The organism is Roseateles sp. P5_B10 (assembly GCF_056400485.1).
Map to the genome: position 1 here is coordinate 1 of NZ_JBFULE010001761.1, position 523 is coordinate 523.

Genomic DNA, 523 nt, shown 5'->3' on the forward strand with positions numbered 1-523 from the left:
GCACACTGGCGCCGGGCAACTCGATCGGCACCATCACCGTCAATGGCAACCTGACCTTCGGCGCCGGGTCGAACTACAATGTCGAGGTCTCGCCGTATTCATCCGACCGCACCAATGTCACCGGCAGCGCTACGCTGAACGGCGGCACTGTCAATGCCAGCTTCGCGGCGGGCTCTTACGTTGTCAGGCAATACACCATCCTCAACGCTACCGGCGGTCTTGGTGGCACCACCTTCAACGCGCTCGTTAACAGCAATCTGCCGTCAGGCTTCAGGACCAGCCTGAGCTACGACGCCAACAATGCCTATCTGGATCTGGCGCTTGCCTTCATCGCGCCGCCGAACACCGGCCTCAGCGGCAATCAGTCCGGCGTCGGTAGCGCGCTGGTCAATTACTTCAACCGCAATGGCGGCATTCCGCTGGTCTATGGCGGACTGACCGCCACCGGGCTGACGCAGGCCTCCGGCGAGACTGCAACGGGATCGCAGCAGATCGCCATGGGGGCGACGACGCAGTTCATGGG

At 62.7% G+C, this 523-nt stretch carries 1 protein-coding gene; it reads left to right on the forward strand.

Features of this window, described 5'->3' with window-relative positions:
- A partial coding sequence (locus tag AC1DU6_RS35770; protein WP_477863385.1) for an autotransporter outer membrane beta-barrel domain-containing protein occupies positions 1 to 523 on the forward strand: 523 nt, incomplete at both ends.